Here is a 24698-nt window from a genome sequence, read left to right as displayed (position 1 = left end):
GCTTATCCTCCCCGTGAGCTGTTTTTGTACTCTTTTGGCGATTGACCATATTTCTTGCGGAAGCAAAAGCTGAAATAGTTGGGGTCGGCAAAGCCGATTCTTTCGGCAATTTCAAACGCCTTAAGCTCTGTCGAACGCAGCAGCTCTTTGGCCGCTTCGAGACGGATCTGCAACAGGTAGCTGACAAAGGTCATCTTCATTTCTTTCTTAAAAATGCTGCTGAAGTAGCCGGTGCTGATGTGCAAATGCTGGCAGACTCTGCCGATAGAAATATCGGATTCCTCATAATGGCTGCGGATATAATCCTTGGCCTGGTCGATCAGTTGCTTGTAGCTGGACTGCCGCTCCGAGGCAATGGAATCCATGAGCCGGCTGCACACACCGATAATCCATTCCCTGGCCTCACCCATATTGTTGAATTTCTGAATCTCTGTCAGGGAGGAAAATCCCAAGCCGTTGAAATCGCTCATCTCACTGCCCGATTCCTTGGCTACCCGAAGTATCGTGGTGATGATCTCCAGCAGAAAAATCTGATATTCCTGCGTGCTCACCAGTGCCGCATCCAATCCGCCAAAGAGCTCGTCCACAACCTCTCTCAATTCCTGGAGGGTACCCAGCTTGATCGTACGGATCAGCGACTGCTGGGTCAGCTCGTCATAAGCCAGCATACGCCCCACCCGGGATTCTACGTCTTCGATCCAGATCACTCTATTATTTCCAAGGATCAGACGATAATCCAGCGCCTGCAGCGCATCGTTGAAGGAATGGGACAAGAGGGCTGGTGAATGGCAGGCCGTACCTGAGCCCGCTGTCACAGTAAGCTTAAGAAAACGCTGCACATTCTGGCGAATTTCTTCGAGAATAGCATAGGTGTGGCTGGTAATCGCAGCTTCATCCCTGTCTTCGCTGACCGAGAGCAGCACCACATCATCGCGGTAGATGAATACTTTGCCGAAGCCATGCTTTTGGCAGATTTCTTCAGCAATATTCAGTACGGCAAAGAGCTGAAGATTACGTTCACCCGTATCTCTGAGCGATACAGGCCGTTTGGTTGCCACGGTCTCTTCTCCGCCCTCGCGGATATAATCCACACGGATCACGGAAGCCTGAAACCGCGCACCGCTTAATTCTATACCGTATTCAGCGCTCTTTTCAGCAATCTCTGCAGCTGGGAGCCTGCGGGAGACCAGAGAGGAGAGAAACTGCTCACGGAGCACCGGCAGACTTTTGCGGTAATGCTCGCTGAGTACAAACACATTCTCTTTCTCGGCAATCTCCGCCTCTATCGTTGCCCTTACCTTAAGCAGAACGTCAATCAGCTCCTGTGCAGAAAACGGTTTCAAAATATATTCATCTATTTGCAGCTTGATTGCCTTCTGGGCGTATTCGAATTCATCATATCCGGTCAAGATAATTATCTTCGTATTGGGGTGACGGCTACGGATCCATTCCGCCAGCTGCAGCCCGTTCATAAATGGCATCTGGATATCGGTTACGACTACGTCCGGCAGCAGCCGGTCAATGGAGTCCGCGGCTTCCCGCCCGTTCTCTGCCTGATCCACAACCTCAAACCCGTAGTGCTCCCAGTCGATTTGCGCGATAATCCCTTCTCTTACATCTTCTTCGTCTTCGGCTAGAATCAATTTATACATTTTTCATCCCTCTTTGGATCAGGTTTAGGTCATTCTACACCCATTCTATCTGATTCGAACGACTCAATCTATGGTTAAGTTAAGGAAGGTGGATTGGCGAAGGCAATACATAGAATGCGTATGTGTATGGAGAAATAGAACATATGGGCAAAAAAAACCATCCCGCTTGAACCGGGATGGGGATGATTGGTGCGTATGGTCTATAGCAATGATTTGTTGAAGCGGTAGCCGGTGGTTTTCTCAAATCCGATATGACGGTAGAAAGCATGTGCCGGCGCACGTTCCACCCGATTACCGCTTCTCAGGAAAAGCTGGCAGCATCCCTGCTGGCGTGCCCAGTCTTCTGCTGAGGCCACCAGTCTTTTGCCAAGTCCGTTGCCTCTAAGCTCCTCTGCTACGATCAGTGCGGTAATCTCCATAATACAGTCTGCATGCTTGTAATAGGATCTTACCTTCCGTAGTCCAACCATTCCCACAACTTCATTATCCAGTTCTGCAACGAGAGTGCAGTGGAACGGATCATTCTCCATGTCTTCCATTCTTTCTTTCATCACGCTAAGCGTTGTCGGATAGCCGAATTCCCGCAGAAGGGCTGTCACTCTCTCCAGATCATTCAAGCCGCATTTGCGAATTTGCAGTACCTGCTCCTGAGTACTACTGTTCATCCTCAATTACCTCCACTTTTAGCATAGACGCCGCCTGCTTGGCTGTCGTCCGCGCGATTTCCACATCTTCCGCTGCACTTAACGCTACGGCCATCCGCCGTCCAGGGCGGATCTCCGGTTTGCCGAACACACGGACCTGTGTACGGGGAAGCGCCAGCGCTTCGCCAATACCGGTTACCCTAAAAGCTTGTCCGGCTGTTTCTGCCTTCAATGTTGCTGATGCGCCCGGTGACAGCAATTGCACCGAGTCGAGCGGAAATCCAAGAATGGCTCTGACATGCAGAGCAAATTCCGATAAATCCTGTGTAATCATAGTAACCATGCCTGTATCATGCGGTCTCGGTGAGACTTCGCTGAACAATACACCATGATCCGTAAGAAACAGCTCCACGCCAAAAATCCCATACCCGCCAAGCTGGTCTGTAACTGCGCGGGCGATTTCTTGAGCCTCAGCCCACTCGGCTGCATTCATCTGATGAGGCTGCCAGGACTCCACATAGTCGCCGTCCTTCTGAATATGGCCGATCGGAGGGCAGAATAGCGTACCGCTGACCGAACGTACAGTTAAGAGTGTGATCTCACTCTCGAAGGTCACGAAGGCTTCTACAATAACCCGGGTTCCTTTGGCACGTGCACCTTCCAGTGCCGTATTCCAGCAATGCTCGGCATCCTCAGGCTTCTTGCATACGCTTTGTCCTTTGCCGGACGAACTCATGATCGGCTTAATCACACACGGGGTGCCCAGGATCTCTACGGCCTGACGCAGCTCGTCCAGACTATCCGCGAAACGGTAGGCTGCAGTTGGCAGGCCCAGCTCCTCGGCGGCCAGACGGCGAATGCCTTCCCGGTCCATTGTCAGCCGCGCTGCACGTGCTGTAGGAACTACAAAGAATCCTTCTTGTTCCAGCTCCTGCAGTGCATGTGTGGCAATGGCTTCGATCTCCGGAACAATCAGATCCGGCTTTTCTTCACGAATCAGTTTTTTTAGTGCTTCCGCGTCAAGCATATCAATAACATGGGAACGATGGGCCACCCCCATCGCCGGTGCATCTTCATAACGATCCACAGCTACGGTCTCTACGCCAAGGCGCTGAGCTTCGATAATGACTTCCTTGCCCAATTCCCCGCTGCCCAGGAGCAGCAGCTTACGGCTCTGGGCTGAAAAAGGAGCTCCCCACATTGTCGATTTCAACCTCTTTCGCCAATTTGATTGCTGCGTTCTATGTTTCTGTAAACGACGCAATGCAAACTGTAAATTTTCAGGCTCCTTTATTTTCTTCCATCATCCGTCAGAATGCAAGTGTTCTTCGACATTTTCCTACAAACTTCACAGATCGTTGTCCACGATATCGCCTAAAGCTTGTTCAAGTTCCAGCAATTCACTGCTGAGAAGACTCCAGTGCTCTGCAGAATCACCCCCTCTCAGGAGCTCTGTGATCGCTGCTTCCCGCTCGGACAGATTCTCACTCAGCTCCTTCACTACCTGGGACAAAGCGGCATCCATACGTTCTGCATAGAAATCCAGCAAAAAGCTTTCCTGTTCTTCAACAGCCCCTGCCACGGATTCCTTCATCCCAGGCTCGGCCCCTGCTCTAACCTCATTGCGGCCGGTCCCTTCGAAGAAGTGGCGGGGGGATTTGAAGCGGCTCCACAGTGCCGTCCAGTCGAGCGGCTCCAGCCTGACTTCCAGCTTGGCCGGAGCAGACCAAGACTCCCTATCATTCTGAAGAAAGTGTAGCTCTTCCGGAGGTATGGATAGCTCTTCAGCGGCAGCTGCTGCCGCTGAGTGCACCAGACGGCGCCCGGCAGCCTCCAACCGGAGCGTGGTGGCCCACAGCTCCTGCTCCAGCTCTCGCTGAGTCGTCCGTTCCAGTTCTCTTCCACAAGCTGTAAAGATGTCTTTGAGATGACCGCCGTCTTCACGGAGCAGAGAGGGATGGAACGATTCCTGAAAGAAACGCCCAAAGGAGAAAGAGATCCGCTGGCGGACATGATACAGCAATTCCTCACCTTCCCTGCGCAAATCCCGGCGCGGCCGCTCCTCGGCGGCCAATAAACCCAACCGCCGCTCTGCCTGACTCCGCTGCTCCTGCAGTTCCCTCATTTGCACTTCACGCTGCCCCGCCGCCTGACGTGCCTTTTCCTGCCACTCTTCTGTCCGGCGCCGGATGGTGCCGAGGCTGTCTCTGGCCCCTGCCAGTGACAGCTTTGGCAGTTCCCCGCCCGCGAAATGTGCAAGTGCCTGCTCGAAGCTGCTGAACCGGGAAGCTTCATAGATCTCCCGGTTATTTGCCGTTTTCCCTTCCAGTGCAAGCAGGCTGGAGAGGGAATACATCTGCGGTGCATTCAGACCGCCGGCGCGCAGATTCTGCGTAACATGCTGCTGAACCTCCTGTAGCTCTTCTTCATCCGAGGCCAGATCAGAGGCATTGATGATGAAGAACATTTTATCCAGCGCAAAGCTGTCTTTGATCCGGCCCAACTGGGCCAGCAGGCCCCTGTCCGCCTTGGAGAATGCATGATTGTAATAGGTCACAAAACATATCGCATCGGCATTCTTCATGTAACCAAAGGTTACTCCGGTATGACGCGCATGCAGTGAATCCGCCCCAGGGGTATCGACCAGTACGATACCGCCGGCTGTCAGGGGACAGTCATAATAGAGATCTATTCCCTGAATGAAGCAAGCCCGTGTCTCTTCGGCGACCAGCTGGCGGTATTCCTGCAAATCGACAGTGCGTACGGTTCCAAGCAAGGGTTCTGCTTCCTGCCAGCCCGCCGCTGCCGCCCTCAGAAATCCGGCATGCGGCAGTGCAGAGGGATGGAGCCCGCTCACTTGGAGATTCCCAGCGCTCGTAGTCCAGTTCTCCGGCTGCGGCGCGTCAAGCTGCAGCACACTGAAGGAATGGAGGATATCCTCCCAGAAATCCTCCATGCTCTTCATGGTGACCACCGCGCTGGCGTGACGGAAGTCCCCTTCCGGCGCCAAAATGCGGTTCACCGCCGCTGTGGCGGGATGCGGAGACACAGGCAGCACATCTTCGCCCAGTAAGGCATTGGCAAAGGAGGACTTGCCGGCGCTGAACGCTCCGAACAGCGCCAGGGTGAACCGGCCGCCGGCGAGATCCGCCGCCCGCGCCGTCAGGCTGCGCGCTGCCGAGGCCATGGCCGGCTCGCTGCGCAGCAGCTCCGCCGCAGCGTCCAGCACCGCTGCGGCCTTCCCGAGCCGGCGGCGTCCGCCCGCCGGCGAAGCCATACCCGCCGCAAAGCCTGCGGCGGGGCTTCCAGCCGCTGCGCCCTGCGGCGGCCGGGTCTCCCGCGGCGCGGCGCAGGGCGCGCCCGCCTGCGGGGTGACCCTCACCTCCGGCAGCGTGCCGGGGGTGAGGGTGCGGCGCTGCGGCAGCAGCGCCGCGAGCTCTGCCGCGCGGGCGTCCGCTGCGCGGTCAAGGGCGGCCAGCGCGCTGATTGCGCGCGCCTGCCGCTGCAGGGCTGCCTCGCGGCGCGACACATCCGCGAGCCGCTCGTCCAGGAGCGGCGGCAGCTTCGCCAGCAGCTCATCGCCGACGCCTAGCGCAGCGCGGCGGAACTGGCTTTTCATTTCAGCCGCAAGTGCGCGGCAGAAATTGAGCAGCGCTTCGCCGCTGAAGCCGGTTCCCGGCTTGACGGCAGCCGCCAGCACCCCGGGGCTGAACGCCGGGAACGCCTGCTTAAGTGCCGTCTCCGCCGCCTCGTCCCAGACTCCGAGGTCTTCTCCCCACTGCCGGACCAGCTGGAGCAGATGCCATTCCAGCTGGGCGGCAATCTCCCGTCCCTGCAGCACATGCCAGGCGGCCAGCCGTTTCTGCTGTTCCTTCTCCCGTTTCGCTGCCGTGAAGAGCAGTCCCTTGCGGAAGCCGGGACTGACGCTTTCGGCATAGGCTCCGGCAGCTTCCCGGACCTCTGCCGGCATCAGGCTGCTGTTGCCCAGCAGTGCATCCAGACGGGTTCGCAGCTGCTGGCGCGCTTCTTCAGCCAGCCCCAGAGCCTTTGCCCGCTCATCCGCGCATTCGAGGAGCTCACGCTCCACGTAATCCCGCTCCTCCGCTGTTCCTGCATCCTCAAGAAGATGCTCCCGTTCCTCCCGCTGTCCTTCTCTGTAGGCTGTCAGGGCTGCATCTGCGGTATGATAAAGGGAACGGGACAGACTGTACTGAAGCAGCTCATCCCGTTGCTCCAGGAGTTTCTCAATCAGATTCAGCAGATCCTTCCACTGGTTCAATGGATGCTCCTGAACCTTGAGTGAAGTAAAGAGAATTCCCGCCGGCTGAATCCCCCATTGACCGAAAGCGCTTACTAATTGCTTCCGGTACACTTCAATGGTAATTTCCTGTTCACGGTGCTTGTCAATCTGATTAATGATAAGATACAGGGGCTTGCCCCATTCACTCAGTGTTTTGGCAAAGGCCAGATTATTCTCGGACTGCACATGATTATAATCCATCACATAAAACACAACATCCGCCAAATGGAGTGCGGAATGTGTTGCCGCCTGATGCCCGTTATCGGTGGAATCCACCCCCGGTGTATCCATTAGGACTCCATAACTCCCCAGCAGCGGTACGTTCTCCCATACCGATATGGCGGCGTATTCGCCCCCTCTGCGGCAAAAATCCTGCAGTTGTTCCGGTGTTGTCTCCCATGGGGCCGGTTTGGTTCCGGCTTCACTAGTTGGCGGATACAGCAGAACACGAGGGGTTCCACTGCGGATGGATACGATATTCGCACTGGTTGGAACCGGTCCGGAAGGCAGTACAGGCCTACCGCACAGTTGATTAATCATACTCGATTTCCCTGCCGAGAAATGCCCGCAAAAGGCAAAGGTCAGCTCACCCGCAGCAGCTTTTAACTCCAAATCCGAGATAATTTGTTCTGCAGCCGGATCGCCCCATTGTTTCATAAGCTTGCTGAGCCCAGAATAGGACGGTTTCTTCAAGATTTCTTTCTCCATTTTGGCCCGTTCCGCTCCCACGTTTACTCCCACCTTCGCTGCTTCGTGTATCGTATGTCTACCAAGAATAGAATAATTACATTTTATCACCAGTTTGCCACAATTCAAATCAGAACTATTTACAAATTCCCCTATAATCCCTCACGAATGTCACAAATCCAGGTATTTCTTTACAAGCTTGTTGAAGTTCTCATTAGCTATTGAAATACAACACCTTATGGTGTTACAATCAATTACGAACCCAAAAGGTGTTACAAAACAGGAGGTAATTTATGCACAGCGAAAAGACATTGCCCGAAATTCGCAAAACTGTAGTTCTTAAAGCTCCCATTGAAAAAGTATGGACAGCTGTGTCCACTTCCGAGGGGATTGCGGCCTGGTGGATGGACAATACATTCGAACCGGTCCTGGGTAAGGAGTTTATCCTGCGTTCCGGCCAATTTGGTGATTCTCCTTGCACAGTAACTGAACTTACCCCGCCTCACCGGCTGGGTTTTGATTGGGGCAAAGACTGGCATCTGGAGTTTGAATTAAAAGAGCTGGACAATCAGCAAACAGAGTTCACCCTGATTCACTCGGGATGGGATGAAACAAAGGCTACCGAGTTCGGACAACCTCATTCGATGATCCGCGGCATTATGGACGGTGGATGGGAAGGTATTGTCAACAAAAGTCTCGTTCGTTATACAGAGGCTTAAGCGGTGGCTGCCCCAGTAATCAAGCATGATGTATTTCAAGCGATCGCCGATCCCACCCGCAGAAGCGTGTTACAGCTGCTTGCCCGTAACGATATGCCGATTGTGGCCATATCGGAGAACTTCCCTCTTTCGCGTACAGCCATTAACAAACATCTGCATATTTTATCTGATGCTGGTCTTGTCAGCTCCAGACGGATTGGCAGGGAGACAAGGTATTCACTTCACCCGGAGCCTCTTGCAGAACTAAAAGACTGGCTTGCCTTCTTCGAGACCTATTGGGAAGACAGACTGTCGCTGCTAAAAGAATTCGTTGAGAATGACACGAACCCGCAATAAGAGCAAAATCAGCAGAAGTTGTTTTCTTTGCATACCAAAAAGCCGGCCCTTGGGCCGGCTTTCTCACATCCGATTTGGGTCACTCCTGCTTATACAATCAAGCTGGGTGGCTTAAGCAGTTTCCAGAACTGGCAACAGAATTTCAAATACCTTGCCATGCTGTAGAATGGTCAGGCCACGGGATTTATCTCTCATCACAACTACTTCAGGTTTTTGGGACATACGTTCCAGGTAATGCTCAGGCACATCGCCGGAGTGGCTGATCGTGATGCCTTCCACTTCCTGTTCTTCGTTTTCCTCAAGTGGACTTTCCACTACACGTTCAAAAATATCGGAGAACGCTTCAAAATTATCGGTATATACAGAAATGCACTTCATCTCTATCCCATCCTCTTCTTCATCTCTAACTCTTAATCACTTGTTTCCGTATGATTCTTAGCTTTCCTGATTACAGTAGTTTTCATACGTTTCTTACCCTCCCGGCACACATCCAAGAGCGGGCACACCTGACATTTGGGATTCTGTGCCTTGCAGTGATAGCGTCCAAAAAAGATCAGCCGGTGATGCGTGAGTGTCCACTCGTCACGCGGCACCGCCTTCATCAGCTTCTTCTCCACTTCCAGCACAGAATCTTTCCAGCCAGCAAGGGCAAGCCTTTTGGCCACCCGCTCTACATGCGTATCCACCGCAATGGCCGGGACTCCAAAAGCGTTGGATACTACCACATTAGCAGTCTTGCGCCCCACACCCGGCAGGGTTATTAACAAATCATGTGCCTGAGGCACCTCTCCACCATACCGCTCAATCAGGATTGAGCAGAGACTTTGAATATGCTTCGCTTTGTTGTGGTACAAACCGATGCGCCGGATGTCGCTCTCCAGTTCCTCTATGGGTACTGAAACATAGTCGAGCGGGGCTTTATACTTTTGGAACAGGTCCTCGGTTACTTTATTCACTGTTGCGTCCGTACATTGGGCTGAGAGCAGCACGGCTATCGTCAACTCAAATGCGTTGCTGTGGTTCAGCTCACAATGCGCATCAGGGAACAACTCTCCGATGGTATCCAGGATGTGGCGGACCTCTGCAACTTTCATAGTGTCCCCTCCACGGAGTGTTACCTCTCACCGCCTGCAGTGAGTGTAACTTCTCAATTGTAAAGAAATATAAGCAAAGTATGTATTGTAACGTACACGTTCATACATTATTAACGAACACATCACCAGCTGTATATTTCAAAAAAAACGTCTTGATGCAGGCAAAACGCCTGAATCAAGACGGTGTTTCACACGGAAAATCACCAAGCACTTATTGTTTCACTATCTCAACAAGAATATTATTATTGAAATACATTATAATATTATCATTTTCTTTGAGAGATTGCACGGATAAAGTCGTGTCACCTTGATGAATATATACATTTGCACCCAGCGCAAAGCGGTAATTGTTATCGTCAAGACTTGCGCGTTTTACCAAAATCTCATTCGTTCCGCTCTCGTATCGCGAGAAGGCATGTGACTGCTGGCTCAATACACGAATAATAGTGGACCCATCGGAGTCCTTGCGCACTTCCACACGATCTGCAGTAGTAAGTGAGCCGAGCGTAGTTGCAGTAGACCCGTCACGGATAATCTTGACCCCACCAGTCGCCGTGATGGTCTGAGTACCCGCTTTGTAATCCTTCACAGTTAATGTTCCTGTGCTAGCATTCACAGCTGTCAACTGACCCGTACTAAGCTTAACCGCTTGGAGAGAGAGCGGTGTGCTGCCATTAAATGAGGCATTCACAAAGTCTCCAACCTTCAAATCACTGATCTTAATGCTTTGTCCAGCGTCGCCTGTCATTGGCAGTGTCAGGGTGTACAATTCGGATGTCCCTCCCGACCATTTTACTCCCAGCTTGTTTGCGGCTGCATCCAGGGTAATAATCTCGAACTGGACAGAAGAGTTCACCCGCAGAACTGAAACCACGTTCTGGTTACCGGCAAGTACGGCAGTTACCGCACTGTTAAGAGCCACATCGGTGATTGCTAAATTAGAGCGGCCATAGATGTCCACGGACTGCGGATATGGCAGTGTCAGGAGCTGTCCATTGGAAAGTTTTATCGTCATTGTTTTATTGGTTGTACTCACAGCGGTCAGTGTACCATCATATTTGCTGCTCGTCTCCACAGAAATGGCTCGCTGTCCAGCAGCCACAACATCTACTTTGCGGCCTTCGGTCAGTGCATATCCCATATTCGTTAACGAAGTATTCGCCACTCCATCTGAAGCGAGCTTTGTAGTGGTATCGAGCTTCACCAGATGGGCTTTGCCACTACTGTCCATAACTGTCAGCAGTTGGGTTTTCACACTATAATCAACCACTGTCGCACCAGTGAATTGATCAATTTGGCGGCTCAGAACTTCAATTTTCGTCACCTGGTCACTGCTGTTCAAAGTGATCTGCACATTATCTCCGGCAGAGGCGTCAGCGATCAGATCACCAATGACAGGAGTGGTAACACCTGGAATTACGATGGCTGGCGTTGATCCAAGGAGCTTCACTTCACGCGTGCCATCAGATTTTTTGTAGACCACTGTGGAGCTGGTCAGTTCAGTGATCGTACCCTGCACGGTGCGTTCTACCCCTGAAGTCACATCTACGGACCGGATCATATTATCCTTAACAGAATATTTGACCGAAGCCCCCACCTTGAGATCGGCTGGCAGCAGCACCGAGCTTTGAGAGCTGAACAGGGTGGTGCCATCCTCCCATTTGAAGGATTCCGTTGCCCCATCAGCTGTTTTGAATGTAATGCTCTTGGCTGTAGTATCGACGCTTTGAATGGTTCCGGTCGCTGTTTTGTTCACAATACCCGAGGTTACCTGTACCTTAACCAGCTTGCCTGCACCACTATAGGTCTCCCGAAGCAGGGAAACTTTGCTGGCAGCGGTAATGGAGGCAGGGGTAATTACTGCCCCGTTCACATCCACAAAGGAGGTGCTTCCATCATAGCTGTACTGATCATATCCGGTTGGAGAATCCAGCCAGATTGTACCCGGTGTGATTTTGGCAAATACGCCTTCAATGGTCTGAACCTGCTGAGCTGGATCTGTTACTTCTACATAAGCGGCATTATAGGTAGCACCGATAACAGTCACTTTGGTATAAGGCTTGATGTCACTGAAATTGATTCTAGTTTCTGAAGTACTGGTAAAATAGGCGGTACTGTAAGTCAAATCGAATACAGTTGTTCTCCCGTTATTGTATAGTGACAGCTTGCCGTTCTGAAGGGCACTGATGCTGCCTTTGACGGTATTATCGTAATCCAATGTATTGTGAGCTTCTGCACGGCTGAAGAAAGTAGCCAGCTGCGCACGGGTCACAGCACCTTGCGGGTCAAACCGGTTACCGTCCAGACCATTGGCTAGACCCAGATCCACTGCGGTCTTAATGTATCCCCGTTTGTTCGCAGTAACTTTGGCGTCATCGGCAAACCCGGTCGGTTGACTGGATACAGCAGCAGCATCCGCATTTTTGCCTAGTGCCCGGATCAGAAGCTCGGCTACCCATTCTCGGCTGGCCTTGCGTTCCCCCCAGGAGGTCTTCAGATTATCGGCAGCCATTTCCACCGTCTTGTCCAGCAACCCCTGCTGGAAAGCAAGGACTACATATGGCTTATAGTAATTGGTTACTTTGAAATCTGTCGGAAGCACAACATCGGTACCGGTATTCACATTGCCCTGCAACTTCATGAAACGGAGTGCCATGAGCACCGCCTCCTGCTGGGTAACGGAATCCCCCGGACGGAACAGACCGTTGTTCCCTACAACAATCCCTTGAGAGGCCAACTTATAAATATGTTTTTCGGCCCAAAAGCCGCTTTTCACGTCAGTAAAAATTCCTGCTGCCGCTGCCGGAGCAGTTACATTAGTCACTACTGAGGTTGTCACCGGTGCAGCCGTGTCGGCAAACGCGGAAGCTGCTCCGCCAAGCACCATCGTGCCGGCCAGAATTACGGTTGCCGCTTTGCTGGAATAAGTATGAATAGAACGTTTTGACCTTTTTTGCCCGGACAATAGGTTATTCCCCTCTCTGTGGATCATATAAAATACTAGTAAATCATTTCTCCGGTTAACCGGATTATTCCTGCATCTTCCTTACAAACCGCTGTTTTCTCTGGTCATTGGATGTTCAAGATCCACATGGCCCATGAGACTTTCAACTTTTTCGCCATCTACAAGAACCTCTATACTCTTCACTTCTTTAAATTGAAACAGGGTCTCAGCCAGTGCGCTAATGGCAAAAGCCTCACCGCCAGCACCAAGCTGGGCTTCATCCGGTTTATGAATGTCCATCGTAATCTGGCCGTCCGCAAATTTAAGCGATTTAAGTTCAATTTTACCCCATAAAGGAATCTGGTCAGGGTTGGTGCTGCTCTGCAGGGCTTTGTAAGCTTCACTGTACTTCTCCACATCATTTGCATAGCTTATGTCAGCTTTAGCGGGGACCAGCTCCATTTGCTGAGGATCAGTGAAATACACGGATATGTTCAGACTCTTTTTGTCGGGTGCAGTGGGCTGCTCTGTCGCTGCGGGCGAAGGAGTAGCAGGTTCTGCGGTCGGCTGAGCGGTTGCAGTGGCTATAGCGTCCTCGCTGCCTCCGTTGGTGCTTTTAGCAGTACTGCCAGCGCCGTTCACGACCGTTGTGGAATCTTGTCCAGCGTTATCAGCCGGTGCTGCTGCAGGTTTATCGCCGCATCCAGCGATCACAAGCAAAAGCAAAGCTGAAATACCTGCATAGGTCCATTTCTTGTTCATCAACAATTACCCCCTCTGGATGAATATGGGCAGACAGGGCCGCAAAGCCTTTTTGACCTGATGCTACGGCCGAAGCTGACTTTGCGGCCCTGCTCTGCCGCTTGACTGCTGCTATAATTTGAGATATTCCTTAATACCGGCGACAATCCCTGCAGCTACTTTATTCTGCAGATCCTCAGAGAACAACAGGGATTCATCGCCTTTATTGCTCAGGTAACCGACTTCTAGCAGTACGGCAGGCATAGTCGTTTCACGTATGACGTGAAAGTTCCCATACCGGACACCCCGGTCACTTAATCCGGTTGCCTGGACAAGATACTTATGCATTACGTTCGCCAGCGCCTTGCTGGCATCCCGTTGAAAATAGGTTTCCGATCCACTTGATACTGATGAAGCACTGCTGTTGGCATGTACAGAAATAAAGAGGTCCGCTTTGAGATTATTGGCCATGCCTGCCCGATCCTTGAGTTCCAGGAATGTATCATCACTCCGGGTTAGCACGACATCGATGTTATTTTCCTGCTTCAGCAACGCAGCAGCCTTCAGTATCACTGCCAGATTAAAGTTCTTCTCATATTTTCCAGTTACCCCGATTGCGCCTGAATCCTTGGCTCCATGGCCTGCATCCAGCACTACAAGCTTACGTCCGCTATTGCCGGGCAATGTCGCAGTGTCATTTGTGCTTTGTGCATTCAGATCAATAACGACAAGCTTGGAGGTATCTCCTGACACATCAACACTATAGTTTTTGGCTTGATTCAGATCAATTACAAAACGAACCGTATACGGATTAGTGCTGTATAACGAGTAGCGAACGCCCGATACATCCGGATAATTGGTTACACTAAGTTTGCCGTTCAAATTCGGGTCAAGAACCTGGCCTGTCCCGAATGCATCCGAGAATGTGGCGTTTGGCAAATCAATCACGATCCGATCAGGTCCGGATACCTTGGACACCTTCGGCTGGGAACTTCCATCCATTGCAATGCTCAGCCTGTTCTCGCTAAAGCTGACGCCATTAACCATGGTTAAATCGGCCGTCGGATCTGCCGGAGGTACGACTACACCGCTCCCGCCGTCTACCGTACTTCCCCCTGAATCATTGTTACTCTCAGGTATTTCCGGGGTAATAAGATTTACAACCTTGGCTGTGTTATCCCATTTGACCGTAAGGCCGAACTGTTCTCCGATGAACCGGATCGGCACCAGTGTCGTGTCGCTCCTGAGCAGCGGTGCTGTTGTTAGAATCATGGTCTTGTCATCTACGGATGCCGCTGTCTGATCCACAATCAGCTTAATAGTCTTGCCCTGTTGTTCAATCGTAACCGTCTTGCTCTTCTGATCCCAGTCCACCTTATATCCAAGGTTTTCGGCAATCATCCTAAGCGGTACCATGATAGAGTTGTTTACATTCTCAACAGAAACGTCCTGTCCTGCGGTGAGCTCCTTGTCATCCAGAAAAATCTTGCTGGTCCCGGAGGCGGCATGTCCTTGCTCCGGCAGAACCAGTACAAAGAGCAGCAGCAACAGCATAAAAGCAAATTTCTTCATTCTTCACCTCTAAGAATCTAGTATTCCGCCTAAAAAAGCGTTCATGCTGACAATCCGACTGACAACCTTCGACAATCATTAGACTCCGGCTGCCCATAAAAGTTGCGAATATCTGCCATACTAAAACACATTTCCTTACCTCAATTTAGCGAGGCGGCCACTCTACAATCCGAGATACTCCTTGATTCCGGCAACGATTTCCCGGGCCAGATTATCCTCTAACAGATCACTGTAAAGCGCCGATTCGTTACCTGGATTGGTAAGATAGCCTGCCTCCAGTAATACAGCAGGCATACTCGTTTCTCTAGTAACATGAAGACTTTTATTTCTTACCCCATTATCTTTAAAGCCCGTTCCAGCTACCAGATGCTTATGCATGATCTGAGCGAGAGGCAAGCTTTCCGTCCGTGAATAATAAGTCTCACTGCCATTGACCTTGTCTTTGTTCGGATAATCGGCAGGTAAAGAATTGGCGTGCACGGAAATAAACAAATTAGCCTTTGCCGCTTCCGCAATCACTACACGGTCCTGCAGTCCAAGTGTGCTGTCCGTGGTTCGCGTGTAGACAACGGTAACCAGTCCCTCCTGATTCAGCAGTGCTCCTACCTTTTGAATCACAGCGAGGTTAAAGTTTTTCTCCAGTTTGCCCGTCAAGCTGACGGCACCGGATTGCGACCCGCCATGCCCTGCGTCAAGGGCGACTATCGGCTTCCCGGTGATTCCGGTTCCTCCTGTGGTCGGGGTTCCAATACTCCCAGTATTCAAATCAATGGTTACTAGCCCTGTGCTGTCATCCGTACTGACTTTATACGGCTGGCTGCCAACGGTTTGTATAACAAATCTGACAGTGGGCGGGCTTACACTGAATAGTGCATATCTCACATCGGTAATCAGCGGATAGCCGCTTACATCGAGCTTGCCCTGTGGACTCCCGCTGGTGGAAACACCAGGAAAGCTCCCGACAAAATCGGATGCAAATGCAGCGCCGGGAAAATCTATGATGATGCGGTCCGGACTGCTAATCTTGGTCACAGAAGGCTTGGCTCCCCCAGCCGCTGCGATGATTAACCTGTTCTCGCTGAATACAGCGCCCATTACCTGAGGCGTAGTAGCCACGGTACCCGCGCTTCCCGGAATAGGGGTAGGTGTAGGTGCAATCACTCCGGTTACAATATCTCCGCCTGTCCCTTGACCGTCTGTAGGGACGGGGCTTGCTTGTGATGTTGGTGTTGGCGCTGGAATTGATGTCGGTGCTGGAATTGGTGTTGGTGCTGGAATTGGTGTTGCAGTCGGCTGTGGAACGCTTGAACTGCCTGGTTCGCCAGTTATTCCGCCACTCAAATAGACCGTTTTGTCACTGTTGTCCCATCCAACCTTAAGGCCAAACTGCTCGCTGACAAAACGGATAGGCACCAGCACTGTGCCACGGGTTTGTTTCGGTGCTGCATTCAGTGGCAGAGACACTCCATCAGCTTCGGCTGTTTTGCTGCCTACAGCCAGTTGGACGCTTTTCCCATCCTGCTGTACGGTGACTTTATGTGACTTCTGCTCCCACAGCACCTCAAATCCCAAATTCTCAACCACCACACGGATAGGAATCATAACGCTTCCATTTACGTTTTCCAGGTTAATTCCCTTGGGAAGCTCTAACTCCTTGTTGTCCATTACAATTCTGCCCGTGCTGTTCCCGGCAGCAGCGGCATCATGGCCGGCGAATGATAGCAGTAGCAGTGGCAGCAGCAATAGAAATAGCACCCGTTGTCCGGCTTTTCTCATCCTTTCCTCTCCTTCTGGCAAATGATAAATACATAGATAAGATTAAGACGACAGAAAACTCCAAAAGTTGCCTTCTCCGGCAATGAATATATCGATTATAGCAAAAAAACTTCTATTTCCGACACCCGGAAATAGAAGTTTTGTGTAAATATTGTAAAGTTTTCGTATTGACTTCTCTTAAGAAAACAGCTTAGCCGCGTGGCGCTCCTCATAGGCCGCGATTTCATCCGCATGTTGAAGCGTAAGCCCGATATCATCCAGTCCCTGCAGCAGGAACTGGCGGCGGTGCTCATCCAGTTCAAACGTAATACTAAGGCCGTAATCATCACTAAGTTGGTTATTTTCCAGATCTACCGTCAAATGATAACCTTCATGCTCTGCCGTACGTTTAAACAGCTCATCTACCTGTGCTTCTGAGAGCTTAATCGGCAGAATACCGTTTTTGAAGCAGTTGTTATAGAAAATATCCGCATACGAAGGTGCAATCACGACTCTGAAGCCGTAATCCATAATCGCCCAAGGTGCGTGCTCACGTGAGGAGCCGCAGCCGAAATTGGCCCGGGAGATCAGAACCGAAGCCCCTTTATAGCGGGGTTTGTTCATTTCAAATGCCGCATTATCATTTCCAGCTTCATCAAAACGCCATTCGTAGAACAGAAATTGTCCAAACCCCGTACGTTCGATCCGTTTCAAAAATTGCTTAGGGATAATAGCATCCGTATCTACATTTACCCGGTCCACCGGGGCAACGATTCCGGTTAATTTCTTGAATTCATCCATGATTATATCCTCCTGCTCTCTCAAGTTCTATGCGTTGACGGCTTCCGTCTTGTAGTTCCAGTCACGGACATCAGTAAAGTGACCCTTGATCGCAGCCGCAGCCGCCATAGCAGGAGAAACCAGATGCGTGCGTCCGCCGCGTCCCTGACGTCCTTCAAAGTTACGGTTCGAGGTAGATGCGCAGCGCTGTCCAGGCTGCAGAACATCCGGGTTCATAGCCAGGCACATACTACAGCCGGCTTCCCGCCATTCGAATCCTGCTTCTGTGAATACTTTATCGAGCCCTTCCTTCTCGGCCTGAAGCTTCACGCGTCCAGATCCCGGAACCACTATTGCAGTAACCTGATTAGACACTTTATGTCCCTTGGCTACCTCAGCGGCAGCCCGCAAATCTTCAATGCGTCCATTCGTGCAAGATCCGATGAAGACATAATCGATGCCGATTTCGGAAATCGGTGTTCCTGGCACCAAATCCATATACTCAAGCGCTTTTTCAGCGGCTTTGCGTTCATTTTCTGTTGTGAAATCTGCCGGATTCGGCACAGTGGAGCTGATATCCGTACCCATACCCGGGCTGGTTCCCCAGGTTACCTGCGGAATCAAAGTCTCTACATCGAATTCAACAATCGTATCGTACTCTGCACCTTCGTCGCTGACAAACCCTTTCCAGGTTTCAACGGCAGCTTCATAAGCTTCACCCTGCGGCACGTATTGGCGTCCGCGCAGGTAGTTGAAGGTAGTTTCATCCGGCGCAATCAGACCGGCTCTTGCCCCGCCTTCGATCGACATGTTGCAGACGGTCATGCGCTCTTCCATCGACAGTTCGCGAATCGCTTCGCCTGTATATTCGATAACATAGCCGGTAGCAAAATCCGTACCGTATTTGGCAATCACACCGAGGATCATATCCTTGGCAGTAACACCGGGATTGCGTCTGCCGGTGAAGCGGACTTCCATCGTTTTGGCCTTCGATTGCTGCAGGCACTGGGTGGCCAGCACATGCTCTACTTCACTGGTACCAATTCCGAAAGCCAACGCGCCGAATGCCCCGTGTGTGGAGGTATGGCTATCGCCGCAGACGATGGTTTTACCAGGATGAGTCAATCCGATTTCCGGACCCATTACATGCACTACACCTTGGTCAATATCATTCAGATCGAACAGTCTTACACCAAAGTCACGACAGTTCTGCGACAGGGTATCGATCTGCTGCTTGGAAATAGGATCCGTGATATTGTAGCGGTCCTTGGTAGGCACGTTATGATCCATAGTTGCAAAAGTAAGACCCGGACGGCGAACCTGGCGGCCGCTGAGACGAAGTCCTTCAAAGGCCTGCGGGGAAGTAACCTCATGCACCAGATGCAGATCGATGTAAATGATACTTGGCTTGCCTTCCTCCTGATGGATTACGTGATTGTCCCAAATCTTTTCAAACATTGTCTTGTTGCCCATGTTTTCACCTCATATAGTAGAATCGTTCATTGGAAGAGAAAGTGGAGTCTCTCTTGAATGCTCTAAATATAACATCGCCACGTTTATAATTCCAAGATATGATTTCTATAAAAGCCATAGGTGGAGCCTATAAGTCTGGATAAGAATAGAGGAATATTGATGAATTCCTTCCGCTTCCGCCACATAATTGATATGCAACTGATCCCTGACCGATCCCACCTTAAGCTGCAGCAGGTCAGAAACGCGTAGGCTGCTGTGAATGCCCATGCAGAAGAAAATATTATTTCGAAAGCTGCTCACCTTCAGATAATTTCATATCTGGATTATGCCAGCAATGTCCCGGATCGGCTGTACCTCGTTCATAAAACCACCTCGGATTGAACAGCAACCAATAAACCCACCACGGCACAAAAAAGGACACTCCAAGAAAAAAATTAAGGAATGCCCATCATTTTAGTAATAAACTTAACAACTCAATTTTCAATTAATTATTTTTTGGATGATCAATATTACCTACTTGTTGATTTAACAGACTTACTAATTCCTTTGAATTATTACTCATTCCGTCTTCAACATTCTGATTCTTTTTAGAATTGAAAAGTAGCTGCGAATTGTTTTCTGTACTTGTAGACTCGTTCTCAGCTTGTTTTATTTCACTCAATAGAACCTTTGATCCGTCTGAATTAACAATGTACTGTCTAATATAAGCGCCTTCCTTTGCTGTAACCAGGTGCCCTTTTTTTTCTACCGGTTTGTCTTTCTTTTCTTCTTCTTTCTTTTCATTTGTTTGTACGAGTAGCGTTGATTCAAACAAATCTTTATTACTTGATAGATTGTTGCGTTGGTTACTATAATAAACGCTAGGACTAGAATTGTTAATACGCATGCTTCCACATCCTCTTCCAATAGATTTTATTTATCATTAAATATCGGTATCTTTTATTGAGAAATGAATGCAAACTGGATTTTTTTCCCAAATCACCTTCTCAGGCGCTCTCGGAGACACCTTATCTCCATTTCACTCACTCCTTCGGATAAAATAAAGAAGAACAGTTTACACCCCATATTCGCAAACACTTGGGAAAATGAATACCGTACACCACCAAACCCATTATTAAAGGTTGCCAGCATACCTCTTCTTGCGTTCATTTATCCGTGAGCACATCGGATATAAGCTCCTGTAGCCGGAAGCGATACGGCTTATTACAGGCCATGATTCAACTTAGCGAGTCAAGTCCTTTTCTGCACAAGGCAGATAGGTTATATGTGAAGCACCCTTGTGTACTGAGCCAAGTGGTACTTGGCCGTCATAACGCCCATAGAGGCGCTTGTCACTGATTTCAAAATATTCAGTGTATGCTGCTGGCATACTACGGATTTGAGCGGAGAGTCAATGTGTGCTGTGGACATGGAGCGGACATGAATATTTTGGATTAATATTTCTCATGAATTAATGCCAAAATACCTTTAAAAAATGGGGTGACTATTATGTCAGATGAAGATTTTCAATGGGGACCAGCTATTCAAAAGGGGGCTGAAGCGGCTGAGGTTGCATTTGGCCAAGGTATTGGCGCCGCAATTGCAACACAATTGGCAGCAACTTTATTCGATAAAGGCGGTGAGGATAAATTTGCTGATGCAATAAAGGACTTGAAAGTTAGTATTCATGAAATGATTGACCAAGCATTTTTGGATCAAGATGTAGCTCAATTAGTTGGCTTAGGAGCAAATTTAAAAGCATACCTTGTTACTTATGCTTACAATCCAAATAAGGCAGATCACGAATTGATTGCTGGTGTTCATCTGTTGCTTCCAGGCTTACTAAATGCAATTGCGAAAAAAAATTCTTTTGAAGCATTGACTGCATTGGTTTACGGTGTCAATGTTTTTATTCAAACACTCATTGCACGTTCAACAGAATTTCCGACATATAGAAGTGAAGCGAAGTCTAATTTGATTTATTACTCTGACTTAATTGAAAAAAAGTGTGAAGCTTTCAAAAATCAAATTAATGATACTGTAAGTCCTCCAGAAACAGAAACTTTGATTTGGAATATATTTGAGGTTAAAGACGCATTACTTCAAATCAAATCAGAAAGACCTTTTCAACCCGTCACCTATGCAAACGGATTCACCTACAAATTACAAGTTTACTTTTTGGATCTGCATATCCCTCACATGCGTGAAGAAACGGGGCAACAGGTCTATCCTTTTAGAGGAATAAGGAACTCACAGGATTTAATTGGTGGTGCGGCGTACAGACAATTTACACTTGATGATATTAAAGGGACAAATTCATATCTTGAAATTGAGAAGAATCGAAAGGAGATTATGCAAAAAAGAATTGATAATTTGAATTTTTTATTAGAACCTACCAGTAAAGCAATTTCAAAATGGAGAGAAATATCAAAAGCAGCTACAGAACCAGTACCAACAAATTAAGATAAGAAAGAGCAGTGTAATCAATCAAAACTGCTCTTTCTCCCCTAATCCTCCAGTAGGATCATCAGACCCAGCATACCTCCCAGTTTATAAATGGCCATTGACTTAATTCGTCAGTAATGTCGGTCATTGAATCCCAGTTCCTCAGCCGGTTCCGTGTTCATCACATCATCATCATTGATGCATCTTATACGGACAAGCTTTCTGCTGCCGGATCCCCTGCAATACCTAGTATATCAAAGGGTTTTTGCCTGATATATTCTATAAAAGCCATAGGCTTGACCTATAAGCAGCAAGATGGCCCCTCGTATTTATTTAATTTTGTCCAAGCACTCTATCATCCCCTCTCATAAGCTGTGTCAACTACATGAGAGGACTGGTGAATAACAAATGAGCATTCAGTTTTTAGATATGCGGATTTCCCAGGACAGTATTACGGATCAGCCGGGCGCTTCATTATCTTCTTCTTCATTCCCCTATATTTTTGGTGATATTGGGTTGCAGACGGCTGGTATTGCCCCTGGTAATGTAAGTTTGGTGCGTGTGACGCTTAATGCCTATGCCCGTCTGACTATGGCTATCTCGTCCAACCCTACGATCGTTCCGGATGCCACTTTTACAATCATCCGGAATTCGATCCCTATCTTTACTACGGTCTATCAAAAGCCAGCGTCTCAATCGATGACGGAGCTGACGTATGAGATGGCCGGTATTACAGCTGTTGATTTCCCTCCCTCTGCCGATGTGCTCGCAGGTCAAATCCGATATATCATAAGCGTGACTACAAATTATGGTGTCACTTTGGGAGCTAGATGCTTCTCTGGAATTGCAGTTGCAGGCTAATGGATACCATTGGGGTTGAGCATCGGCTTTCCTACTTCCGGTAATCCCTTTTGGCAATACCACTTATATTAATAACAATATTTATAGGTTATACTTATAAGTAACAATCTATTTAAAGGTGTGGAATCTGTTTATGGAACTCAGACAGCTGCAATATGCATTACAGATAGCAGCAGAACGTAACTTTTCCCGTGCTGCAGACAAGCTGCATATCGCTCAGCCTTCACTCAGCCAGCAGCTTTCGAAGCTTGAGAAGGAGCTGGGCGTTCTTCTTTTTCAGCGGAATACCAGCTCAGTGGAACTTACTCATGCTGGGGAGAAATTTGTGGAGCAGGCGCAGACGATTATTGATGCTGTAGAGCTATTACGGCAGGAGATGTCGGATATCTCCCAGTTGCGGACCGGACATGTAGTTGTAGGGAGCATGCCCATCACCGGTGCGCATTTGCTGCCGCATGTGCTGCCTGTGTTCAAAAGCAAATTCGCCGAGGTTGAAATCACGCTGCTCGAAGACTCCTCCATGAATCTGGAAAAACTCACGGCCAGCGGTCAAACGGACTTAAGCCTGCTTTCCTTGCCTCTGGAGATCCCGACACTCGCCTACGAAGTGCTGGGTGAAGAGCGGATCGATCTGGCCGTCCCGCCAGAGCACCCCTTCGCTTCAAGGAGTGCAGCGGGGATTCGCACCTCTCTGGAGGAGCTTAAGGATGAGCCATTCATTGTTCTAAAAGAAGGCCAGGGCTTTCGTAAAATGACTGTCGAATTATGCCGGGGAGCCGGATTTGAGCCGCGTATCGTATTTGAGAGTAATAATATGGAGACCGTTCAATCACTCGTCGCTACCGGAATGGGAGTAACGCTCGTCCCCCATTTTATCGCCAGGGCACCACGCAGTGAGTTCGTTCCCGTCTATTTACCCCTGGCCGAGCCGGTACCCAGCCGTACGTTGGTGGTTGCCTACCGGCGCGGACGCTATTTATCCAAAGCAGCAGAAGCCTTTATAGAGACCTTCAAAACAACCGTCAAAGATCTTTCCGATGAGTAGCCAACCAGCAATCAGCGTATGCATTCTTATGAAAAGAGCCTTCCGGCCTCATAAATGAGCCGGGAAGGCTCGTCCACAGTCTATATACTCAAATTATGCTAATTCATGAGGCGGTTCTGATCATCCGTCCAATGGGCTGTGCTTTCGTCAACCTTGTTAATGTCTTCACTGGTAAAAAATATTACGCTCGCGCACTTTGCAAACCCGACATTTGCGTGTTATTCTAAATGACAAATAGTGAAACGTGCAGACGGGACCAGTACGAATAGGCGATTATCCGTGATCAGAGAGTAAATTCCGGCAGGCTGGGAGAATTTACCGCGGTTGTCCTTTCCGAATCCTACCCCCGAGCGGCCTGCCCTTGCAGGACGGAAACTCCCGTTATGAGAATGAAGTCGGATGAACCCTCATCAATGAAGGTGGTACCGCGGAAGTTAACCAAGCTTTCGTCCTTTGCTAAGTCTAAGGATGGGGGCTTTTTGTCGTTTTCAGCGTGACATAGATGTAAATTTGAGAAGGAAGTGAACCACATTGACAACACGAATCGTGGTCAAAATCGGCAGCAGCTCGCTCACCGGACCTGAGGGTGGATTGAACCGTGAAGCAGTAGCTTTCTTTGCTGCCGAAATTGCCGGACTGCGCAAAGCCGGGTGTGAAGTACTGCTAGTTACCTCCGGTGCCGTAGCCGCCGGATTCCGGGGCATCGGCTATCCGTCGCGGCCCAAGCTGCTGCATGAGAAGCAAGCTGCCGCTGCGGTCGGCCAGGTGATGCTGATGCAGGCCTATCAGGAAGCCTTTGCGGAGCACGGCATTCCCACTGCGCAGATTCTGCTGACCCGAACCGACTTTTGCAGCCGGAGGGCAATGAACAACGCAGTGATGACGGTAGAGGAGCTTCTGCGGCAAGGAGCTGTTCCCGTATTTAATGAAAATGATACCGTTTCGGTAGATGAGTTGAAATTCGGCGATAACGATACCTTATCAGCCCTGGTGGCAAATCTGCTAAAAGCCTCCCATCTCCTCGTGTTAACCGATATGGATGGCTTATACAGTGGTGATCCCCGCAAGAATCCGGCGGCCATACGCTATGAGCGTGTGGAGGAGATTACCCCCGAGATTTATGCCTTTGCCGGAGGCGCGGGCTCCAGTGTCGGCACTGGCGGCATGCGTTCCAAGATCGATGCTGCCAAAATCGCCACTCGAGGCGGAGTCCCCGTCTTCATAGGCAGAGCAACCGAGCCCGGAGATTTGAAGTTGGCTGCCGATGGCAACGGAAAAGGCACTTACTTTGCAACGACCCTTTCTTCCTTACCCGTGAAGAAACAGTGGCTCGGCTTCATGTCCACTCCTCTTGGTTCTCTGTATGTGGATGAAGGTGCGGTGGAAGCACTTCTCCATGGCGGGCATAGCCTGCTGCCAGTTGGTGTAAAACGGATTGAAGGGAATTTTCATTCAGGGGATGTTGTGGAAGTCCTTGGACCTGACGCCAAGCTGCTTGGGCGGGGAATTGTGAACTATGACGACACCCAGCTCCGCAGTATTCAGGGACTGCCAAGCGGTCAGATCGTGCCGATGCTGGGTGAAGTCCACCGGCTGGAGGTTATTCACCGTGATGAATGGATTACCTTGCGTTAACAGCTCGAAGCGTTTTCCGAACCTGATTCCAGGGTG

19 protein-coding genes are annotated in these 24698 nt (G+C 49.9%); 6 read left to right on the top strand and 13 right to left on the bottom strand.

From position 1 onward, the window contains the following. Window positions 1–2 precede the first annotated feature (2 nt). The 4 genes from A3842_RS10510 to A3842_RS10495 all read right to left on the bottom strand — a co-directional run bounded on the left by A3842_RS10510 (window position 3) and on the right by A3842_RS10495 (window position 7325). Window positions 3–1652 (bottom strand): response regulator, encoded by a 1650-nt coding sequence (locus A3842_RS10510; RefSeq protein ID WP_074101342.1) that lies wholly within the window; start codon window positions 1650–1652, stop codon window positions 3–5. Between the two features lie 200 nt (window positions 1653–1852). Next, a complete protein-coding gene (locus A3842_RS10505; RefSeq protein ID WP_074087685.1) occupies window positions 1853–2317 on the bottom strand; it encodes a GNAT family N-acetyltransferase in 465 nt (154 codons plus the stop codon). Beyond that, window positions 2307–3497, bottom strand: a complete 1191-nt coding sequence (gene purT / locus A3842_RS10500) for a formate-dependent phosphoribosylglycinamide formyltransferase (RefSeq protein WP_074087684.1) — start codon at window positions 3495–3497, stop codon at window positions 2307–2309. The genes A3842_RS10505 and purT overlap by 11 nt, the downstream gene beginning before the upstream one ends. 147 nt (window positions 3498–3644) lie before the next feature. Continuing rightward, entirely contained in the window at window positions 3645–7325 is a 3681-nt protein-coding gene (locus tag A3842_RS10495) for a dynamin family protein (RefSeq protein WP_143186236.1), read from the bottom strand. Window positions 7326–7576: 251 nt separating this feature from the next. Here A3842_RS10495 and A3842_RS10490 point away from each other — a divergent pair, with 251 nt between their 5' ends. Continuing rightward, complete coding sequence (locus A3842_RS10490) at window positions 7577–8002, top strand: SRPBCC family protein (RefSeq protein ID WP_074101340.1); 426 nt, start codon at window positions 7577–7579, stop codon at window positions 8000–8002. A gap of 3 nt (window positions 8003–8005) precedes the next feature. After that, window positions 8006–8338, top strand: coding sequence for an ArsR/SmtB family transcription factor (locus A3842_RS10485; protein ID WP_074101338.1), 333 nt, complete (start codon window positions 8006–8008; stop codon window positions 8336–8338). A gap of 111 nt (window positions 8339–8449) precedes the next feature. On the opposite strand, the gene A3842_RS10480 is transcribed toward A3842_RS10485, so the two are convergent. From A3842_RS10480 to A3842_RS10435, 9 genes are all read right to left on the bottom strand, one after another. Further along, a complete protein-coding gene (locus A3842_RS10480; protein ID WP_020432793.1) occupies window positions 8450–8716 on the bottom strand; it encodes a hypothetical protein in 267 nt (88 codons plus the stop codon). Between the two features lie 32 nt (window positions 8717–8748). Further along, window positions 8749–9432 (bottom strand): endonuclease III, encoded by a 684-nt coding sequence (gene nth, locus A3842_RS10475; RefSeq protein ID WP_074101337.1) that lies wholly within the window; start codon window positions 9430–9432, stop codon window positions 8749–8751. A 211-nt stretch (window positions 9433–9643) separates the two neighbouring features. Continuing rightward, window positions 9644–12397 carry an S-layer homology domain-containing protein gene (locus A3842_RS10470; protein ID WP_178382330.1) on the bottom strand — a complete coding sequence of 918 codons (2754 nt, stop codon included), beginning with the start codon at window positions 12395–12397 and terminating at the stop codon, window positions 9644–9646. Window positions 12398–12478: 81 nt separating this feature from the next. Beyond that, a complete protein-coding gene (locus A3842_RS10465; RefSeq protein WP_074101333.1) occupies window positions 12479–13138 on the bottom strand; it encodes a GerMN domain-containing protein in 660 nt (219 codons plus the stop codon). Between the two features lie 111 nt (window positions 13139–13249). Beyond that, a complete protein-coding gene (locus tag A3842_RS10460; protein ID WP_074101332.1) occupies window positions 13250–14689 on the bottom strand; it encodes an N-acetylmuramoyl-L-alanine amidase family protein in 1440 nt (479 codons plus the stop codon). A gap of 162 nt (window positions 14690–14851) precedes the next feature. Continuing rightward, the gene (locus tag A3842_RS33585) at window positions 14852–16465 is read right to left on the bottom strand and encodes an N-acetylmuramoyl-L-alanine amidase family protein (protein ID WP_074101330.1); all 1614 of its coding nucleotides are present in this window, start codon (window positions 16463–16465) and stop codon (window positions 14852–14854) included. A 177-nt stretch (window positions 16466–16642) separates the two neighbouring features. Next, window positions 16643–17245: a 3-isopropylmalate dehydratase small subunit gene (leuD, locus tag A3842_RS10450; protein ID WP_074087676.1), complete on the bottom strand. Its 603-nt coding sequence runs from the start codon at window positions 17243–17245 to the stop codon at window positions 16643–16645. Window positions 17246–17272: 27 nt separating this feature from the next. Next, the gene (leuC, locus tag A3842_RS10445; RefSeq protein ID WP_074101328.1) at window positions 17273–18697 is read right to left on the bottom strand and encodes a 3-isopropylmalate dehydratase large subunit; all 1425 of its coding nucleotides are present in this window, start codon (window positions 18695–18697) and stop codon (window positions 17273–17275) included. Window positions 18698–19181: 484 nt separating this feature from the next. Beyond that, on the bottom strand, window positions 19182–19583 hold the full coding sequence (locus A3842_RS10435) for a hypothetical protein (protein WP_083606823.1): 402 nt from the start codon (window positions 19581–19583) through the stop codon (window positions 19182–19184). 602 nt (window positions 19584–20185) lie between these two features. Between A3842_RS10435 and A3842_RS10430 the strand changes: the two genes are divergently transcribed. The 4 genes from A3842_RS10430 (at window position 20186) to proB (ending at window position 24662) form a co-directional block, all read left to right on the top strand. Next, complete coding sequence (locus tag A3842_RS10430; protein ID WP_074101326.1) at window positions 20186–21139, top strand: hypothetical protein; 954 nt, start codon at window positions 20186–20188, stop codon at window positions 21137–21139. A 390-nt stretch (window positions 21140–21529) separates the two neighbouring features. Beyond that, entirely contained in the window at window positions 21530–21982 is a 453-nt protein-coding gene (locus A3842_RS10425) for a hypothetical protein (protein WP_074101324.1), read from the top strand. Window positions 21983–22115: 133 nt separating this feature from the next. Beyond that, a complete protein-coding gene (locus A3842_RS10420) occupies window positions 22116–23027 on the top strand; it encodes a LysR family transcriptional regulator (protein WP_074101323.1) in 912 nt (303 codons plus the stop codon). Between the two features lie 531 nt (window positions 23028–23558). Further along, window positions 23559–24662 (top strand): glutamate 5-kinase, encoded by a 1104-nt coding sequence (gene proB, locus A3842_RS10415; RefSeq protein WP_074087671.1) that lies wholly within the window; start codon window positions 23559–23561, stop codon window positions 24660–24662. Window positions 24663–24698 lie beyond the last annotated feature (36 nt).

This window comes from Paenibacillus sp. P3E, from assembly GCF_001909045.1.
Lineage (GTDB): Bacteria > Bacillota > Bacilli > Paenibacillales > Paenibacillaceae > Paenibacillus_AQ > Paenibacillus_AQ helianthi.
The sequence above is the reverse complement of the archived record's forward strand: the minus strand, read 5'-3'. Positions and strand labels throughout refer to the sequence as shown.